This is a genomic window from Dyella sp., assembly GCF_036568765.1.
In the GTDB taxonomy this organism is placed as follows: domain Bacteria; phylum Pseudomonadota; class Gammaproteobacteria; order Xanthomonadales; family Rhodanobacteraceae; genus GSA-30.
Genome location: NZ_DATCRY010000201.1, coordinates 1 through 6,580, shown reverse-complemented (window position 1 = coordinate 6,580; position 6,580 = coordinate 1). Strand labels below are relative to the sequence as shown.

5 protein-coding genes are annotated in these 6,580 nt (G+C 61.9%); 4 read left to right on the top strand and 1 reads right to left on the bottom strand.

From position 1 onward, the window contains the following. On the top strand, nucleotides 1-605 hold a 605-nt coding region (locus tag VIM98_RS14050; protein WP_331993733.1), incomplete at its 5' end, for an alpha/beta hydrolase. A 418-nt stretch (nucleotides 606-1,023) separates the two neighbouring features. On the opposite strand, the gene VIM98_RS14045 is transcribed toward VIM98_RS14050, so the two are convergent. Next, nucleotides 1,024-1,707 (bottom strand): SGNH/GDSL hydrolase family protein, encoded by a 684-nt coding sequence (locus VIM98_RS14045; RefSeq protein ID WP_331993732.1) that lies wholly within the window; start codon nucleotides 1,705-1,707, stop codon nucleotides 1,024-1,026. Nucleotides 1,708-1,890: 183 nt separating this feature from the next. On the opposite strand from VIM98_RS14045, the gene metK reads away from it, so the two are divergent. From metK to VIM98_RS14030, 3 genes are all read left to right on the top strand, one after another. Further along, complete coding sequence (metK, locus tag VIM98_RS14040) at nucleotides 1,891-3,090, top strand: methionine adenosyltransferase (RefSeq protein WP_331993731.1); 1,200 nt, start codon at nucleotides 1,891-1,893, stop codon at nucleotides 3,088-3,090. A gap of 111 nt (nucleotides 3,091-3,201) precedes the next feature. Next, nucleotides 3,202-4,020: a hypothetical protein gene (locus VIM98_RS14035; protein WP_331993730.1), complete on the top strand. Its 819-nt coding sequence runs from the start codon at nucleotides 3,202-3,204 to the stop codon at nucleotides 4,018-4,020. 371 nt (nucleotides 4,021-4,391) lie between these two features. Next, nucleotides 4,392-6,260, top strand: coding sequence for an ATP-binding cassette domain-containing protein (locus VIM98_RS14030; protein ID WP_331993729.1), 1,869 nt, complete (start codon nucleotides 4,392-4,394; stop codon nucleotides 6,258-6,260). Nucleotides 6,261-6,580: the final 320 nt, after the last annotated feature.

Below are 6,580 nucleotides of genomic sequence, written 5' to 3'. Positions count from 1 at the left end.
GTGTCGCCGTGGTCATTCCCGATTACCGCAAGTATCCGCAAGTAAAAATGGATGGCTTCATGGACGATGCCGCTCGCGCCGTCGCATGGACGCGCGATCATGCGACGGATCTGGGCGGCTCACCGGATAACATCTTTATCATGGGCCACTCCGCGGGCGGACAGATCGCCGCCCTGCTTGCCACCGATGCGCACTGGCTCGCACCGTATGCGATGCAACCGAAGCAACTGGCCGGCTTTATCGGACTGGCCGGCTGCTACGACTTCATGCCGATCCCCGCGTATGAAAAAGACATGCTCGGCATGTTCGGTCGCACGCCTGAAGAACAGGCGCGAGCGCAACCGGTACGCTTTGTCGACGGCGACGAGCCGCCGATGCTGTTATTGCACGGCACCACGGATAAAGAAGTCGACCCGGCCAATTCGAAATCGTTGGCCGCCGCGATGCGGCGTGTGCATGGCGATGTGACGCTCAAGCTCTATCCGGGCGTGGGACATTCGGAGCTTTCGTTCGCCTTCAGCAGACCGTTTCGCCACTCGGCCGATACGTTGAAGGATGTGCTGGCCTTTATTCGCGATCACACGCGCCCCAAGACCCTCGAATAATCGGCTTTCTATGGAAGCGACTTTGCCAGCGACGACTATGCCTCATCGCAAGCCCCTGTCGCGACTGAAGTCGCTCCCACAGAGATAGCTGCCTTTTCGCCAGCAATGACACGGCTCAGCCTTGTGTGAGCGACTTCAGGGAACGTCTAAAAACCTCTCATCGCCCGAATATAGCGAAAGCGGATCCTATCGTTGTGGGAGCGACTTCAGTCGCGACAAGGACTTGCGATAAGGCACGATCGTCGCGACGAAAATCGCTCTCACAAAATGCAGGTTTTTAGAGGTTCCCTTCAGTCGCGACAAGGACTTGCGATAAGGCACGATCGTCGCAACGAAAGTCGCTCCCAGAAGAGCCGGTTTTTAGAGGTTCCCTAAAGTCGCGACGGTCGCGCCCCACCGCTCCAGTAACGCTGTGGCCTCAACCTCCATGCACTGGAAAACCATACGCAGCCAGCACCGGCTTTAACTCCGCCACCCAAATCGCATAGCCGGCAGCTGTCATATGCAAACCGTCCTCACGGAGCAGTTCCGGCCGGGGGCGACCCTGCGCATCGAGCATGGCTGCGCTGATATCGACGAAGCGCAGACCCTCGCGACCGTGCATCCAGTGGGCAATCTTCGCATTCGCTTCGCGCATGCTGGGCCACAAGTTTTCACGCGCCACGCTCGGCTTGATCGAGATATAGACGATGGCCGTGTGCGGTAGTGCGCGCCGCACTAGTGCGACAAACGCTTGCACGTCATGCAACACCTGCTCCGGCCCCGCCCCCTCGGCCATATCGTTGTCGCCGGCGTACATCACGATGACGCGCGGCTTGTACGGCACGGCGATGCGATCGGCGTAATACGTGGAGTCGGCGATGGCCGAGCCACCGAAGCCGCGGTTGATGACCGGTACGCCGGGAAAATCCTGGGCAAGCGTCGTCCAGGCATGGATCGAGGAGCTACCGATGAACAGCACCCCTTCTTTCGGTGGCGGCTGCTGGCGGTCCTTGGCCGTAAAGGCGGCAATCTCCGGCCCCCATTGCGACGGTTGCGGCTGATCGGCCCAGGCAGCGCCGGCGAGCAAGGTCAGTAGCATCAGGCAAACGATCCGCACCATGGTCCCGCCTCCGCAAAAGGGCCAATCTACCGCATTTCGGGGCTGCCGCCGGCCGGAAGGCCATGAATCGGCGCCCAATTGTCATTCTTCGGGAGGCATACTGGGCAGTGAAATCGCCGCTCGCACCGTGTATCCTGTGCGCCCCTTTTATCTCTTTATCCGTAAAGAAGGATATTTGCCCCGATGAGCAACTACCTCTTCACCTCTGAATCGGTGTCCGAAGGCCATCCGGACAAGGTCGCCGACCAGATTTCCGACGCCGTACTCGACGCGATCCTGGCCCAGGATCCCCGCGCCCGCGTGGCTTGCGAAACCATGGTGAAGACAGGCGTCGCGATCGTCGCCGGCGAAATCACCACCAGCGCCTGGATCGACCTGGAAGCCTTGACCCGCAAGGTGATCGTGGATATTGGCTACGACTCCTCCGACGTCGGTTTCGACGGCGCCACCTGCGGCGTGCTGAACCTGATCGGCAAGCAGTCGCCGGACATCAACCAGGGCGTGGATCGCAAGAAGCCCGAGGAACAGGGCGCTGGCGACCAGGGCCTGATGTTCGGCTACGCCACCAACGAAACCAAGGATTTCATGCCGGCGGCGATCTACTACTCGCACCGCCTGGTCGAGCAGCAGGCCAAGATCCGCAAGAAGAAGAACTCGCCGCTGCCGTGGCTGCGCCCGGATGCCAAGAGCCAGGTCACGCTGCGCTATGAAAACGGTGTGGCTACCGCGATCGATGCGGTGGTGCTGTCGACCCAGCACGATCCGGACGTCAAGCAGAAGGACCTGGTCGAGGCCGTGCGCGAGCACATCCTGAAGCCGGTGCTGCCGTCCAAGCTGCTGCACAAGAACACCAAGTTCCACATCAATCCGACCGGCAAGTTCGTGATCGGCGGTCCGGTGGGCGACTGCGGCCTGACCGGCCGAAAGATCATCGTCGATCCCTACGGCGGTTGGGCTCGTCACGGTGGCGGCGCGTTCTCCGGGAAGGATCCGTCCAAGGTGGACCGCTCGGCCGCCTACGCCGCACGCTACGTGGCCAAGAACATCGTGGCCGCCGGCATCGCCGATCGCTGCGAAGTGCAGGTGAGCTACGCCATCGGCGTGGCGGAACCGACGTCGATCTCGGTGACCACGTTCGGCACCGGCAAGATCGCCGACGACAAGATCGAAAAGCTGATCCGCAAGCACTTCGACCTGCGTCCGTACGGCATCATCAAGATGCTCGACCTGATCCATCCGATGTACCAGCAGACGGCCAGCTACGGTCACTTCGGCCGCTCGCCGTACGAAGTGAAGGGACCCGATGGCAAGACCTATACCGCTTTCTCCTGGGAGAAGACGGACAAGGCCGAAGCGCTGCGCGCGGATGCCAAGCTGAAGTAAGCGAATCGCAGCACCCTTGCAGCGATCCGGAAAAGGCCGCGCAAGCGGCCTTTTTCATGCCTGACCGTTGGCGCTTGTGCCAGGGCGACGGGTTGGGCCTATGCTTCGCCCATGCATATCACCGCCATCCAGCCACTGATCGCAGCCGCGCACGATCCGCAATGGCACAGTCCCGAGCATTTCGCCAGGCGTATCGATCTGCTCGACCGCCTTGAGGATGCCCTGCTCGAACAACCCGATTCGGCCGAACTGCATACGGCGATAGCTACGCTCGAGCACGCCAACCGCACCCTCTATCGGCGTCTGCGTGAGGCTATCGCGCAGGGCCGCGAGCGTGAGGCCTTGTTGCCTTGGGCCGCACCGGCGACCGACAACACGCCGACCTACGATTACCGCGATGCCCTGCTCAGCGGCGTACTCGATTTACCCGAGCCTGGCGACAACATCGGCGCGCTCGAACCGGAGATGGTCCATTACCAGCCCACCCCGGCGCGACGCATCTTCGATTTGCTCGACCTGTGCCGGCTGCAGGCAAATGATGTATTGGTCGACCTGGGCTCCGGCCTGGGGCACGTGCCTTTACTCACCGCCATCTGCACGGGCGCGCGCAGCGTCGGCATCGAGCGGGAACCGGCCTACGTGCATAGCGCTCATCAAGCGGCCGTCGCTCTGAAGTTGGAGCACGCAAACTTTGTCTGCCAGGATCTACGTGACAGCGATCTGAGCGAAGGCACGGTCTTTTATCTCTATACGCCCGTCATGGGAGGCCTGCTGCGCGAACTGCTCGACCGACTGGAAGCGGAAGCGAAACGGCGGTCTATCCGCATCTGCAGTCTCGGACCATGCACGCACGTACTGGCCCAGGCGCCTTGGCTGCGCGTTGCATACCCTCCCCATGAACATCGAATCGCCCTGTTCAAAGGCGGCTAACGCTTGCCTGCTGTCCTAGATGAGATCGGTCGGAGCGTAGGACCCGTCTAATTTACGCCGCAACGGCTTGACGGCCACTATGCATCTCGATCTTTCTCATTTGCAGGTGTCCTTATGCGCTACTTATTCCGCTACACGCTGTCTATGCTTCTGCTCGCAGCTCCGCTTGCATTGCATGCACAGAAAGTCACGCGCTACGAACTTCCCGATAGCGATCTTCCCATTGCCGCTGCCGTGGAAGTGCCCGCTGGCAAGGCTACGGTGTACGCTTGCCCGCCCCCAAAGGCACTACGCAGGCAGGTCGGACCCTTGCGTTTCAATCACTTCGCAGCGCTTCGGCGAGGCCGCCGGTTCACCGCTACAATGGGAGAATGTCACTGATCCAATTGCAACGCGTCGACTTCAGCATCGGCGGCCCCCTTCTGCTCGAACACGTCGATCTGTCGATCGAGGCGAACGAGCGCGTGTGCATCGTCGGTCGCAACGGCGAAGGCAAATCCACCCTGATGAAGCTCATCGCCGGCGAATTGCGCGCCGACGACGGCGAGGTGCGCGTACAGAATGGGATCGTCGTCGCCCGCATGGCGCAGGAGGTGCCGCAAGGCACTGCCGGCAGCGTGTTCGACGTGGTTGCCGAAGGTCTGGGCGACCTTGGCCAGTTGCTGGCGCGATACCATCACCTGCTCCATGAAGGGCAGCTGGAGGAGCTGGGCGAGGTCCAGGCTCAGATCGAAGCGCGCCACGGTTGGGACCTGGATCGCCGCGTCGCCGATGTGCTGGTGCGTCTGGAGCTGCCCGGCGAAACCGATTTCGCCGCGCTCTCCGGCGGCATGAAGCGTCGCGTGCTGCTGGCGCAGGCGCTGGTGCGCAAGCCGGATGTGCTCCTGCTCGACGAGCCGACCAACCATCTGGATATCGAAGCCATCGGCTGGCTGGAAGGTTTTCTCAAGCAATTCGACGGCAGCATCGTGTTCGTCACCCACGATCGTAGCTTCCTGCGCGCTTTGGCCACCCGCATCGTCGAGATCGATCGCGGCCAGTTGACCAGTTGGCCGGGCGACTACGACAACTACCTGCGTCGGCGCGAAGAGCGCCTGCATGCCGAAGCCCAGGCCAATGCACTGTTCGACAAGAAGCTGGCGCAGGAAGAAGTCTGGATTCGCCAGGGTATCAAGGCCCGGCGTACCCGCAACGAAGGTCGCGTGCGCGCCCTCAAGGCGCTGCGTCGTGAGCGTTCCGAGCGCCGCGAGCTGACCGGTCAGGCGCGCATGACCCTGGCCAATGCGCAGGCTTCCGGCAAGAAAGTCATCGAACTGGATCGCGTGCATCAATCCTACGGCGGTCGCGTGCTGATCGACGACTTGAACACCACGATCATGCGCGGCGACCGCGTGGGCATCATCGGCCCCAACGGGGCGGGCAAGAGCACCCTGCTCAAGATCCTGCTCGGCGAGCTCAAGCCCGAGCGTGGCGAGGTCCAGCTCGGCACCGGCCTGCAGATCGCGTATTTCGACCAGCATCGCGCCCAGCTCAACGACAGCCTCAACGCGCTCGACAACGTGGCCGAGGGACGCGAATACATCGAGCTCAACGGCCAGCGCAAGCACATCATCGGCTATCTGCAGGATTTCCTGTTCTCGCCCGAACGCGCCCGCGCGCCGATCACCCGGCTTTCCGGCGGCGAACGTAATCGCCTGCTGCTCGCCAAGCTGTTCGCGCAGCCGTCCAATGTGCTCGTAATGGACGAACCGACCAACGACCTGGATGTCGAAACGCTGGAGTTGCTCGAAGAGCTGCTGACCGAGTATCAGGGCACGCTGCTGCTGGTCTCGCACGATCGCGAATTCCTCGACAATGTCGTGTCCAGCACGCTGGTGCTGGAAGGCGGTGGGCGTGTCGGCGACTACGTGGGAGGCTATAGCGACTGGTTGCGGCAGAAGCCGGCCGAGCAAGTTGTCGCGGCGGCGGCACCGAAGGCTGAGGTCAAACCCGTGGCGGCGCCTGTTGCCTCAGAACCTGCCAAACGGAAGCTCAGCTACAAGGATGCGCGGGAACTGGAGCAATTGCCCGGGCGCATCGAGAAGCTCGAAGGCGAGGTTGCTTCGCGTGGCGAACAGATGAACGATCCGAAATTCTTTCAGCAGGATGCTGCCGCGATCGTCAAGGCGAACGAAGCGTTGGCGGCGCTGCAGGCTGAGTTGGATGCGGCGTATGCACGGTGGGCAGAACTGGACGGCTAGGGCTGCCCCCTCGCCCCAACCCTCTCCCCCGGTGAAGCCAGAGGAGAGGGAGCAGTCCGCGCAAGTGCGAAGTACTGAAGCTCACCTCAGTCAGGCTCCCTCTCCCCTGGCTTCGTGTATGGACCGGAGACATAGGTAACAGGTGTTCGGGGACATGGGTTACACCTCACGGAGGTCTTTGTGAGGTGTCTCATGCCCTGGAACACAAGGAATCTTATGTCCCTCCGCTCCGAGTTTGTGGCGCTGGCCCGACAGGCTGACGCCAATATCAGTGCCCTGTGTCGCAGCTATGGCATCAGCCGGAAGACCGGCTACAAATG

Excerpts from the sequence above, each read along its gene's own strand:
- VIM98_RS14045 (WP_331993732.1), bottom strand. The coding sequence starts at position 1,707 with ATGGTGCGGATCGTTTGCCTGATGCTACTGACCTTGCTCGCCGGCGCT.
- metK (WP_331993731.1), top strand. The coding sequence starts at position 1,891 with ATGAGCAACTACCTCTTCACCTCTGAATCGGTGTCCGAAGGCCATCCG.
- VIM98_RS14035 (WP_331993730.1), top strand. The coding sequence starts at position 3,202 with ATGCATATCACCGCCATCCAGCCACTGATCGCAGCCGCGCACGATCCG.
- VIM98_RS14030 (WP_331993729.1), top strand. The coding sequence starts at position 4,392 with ATGTCACTGATCCAATTGCAACGCGTCGACTTCAGCATCGGCGGCCCC.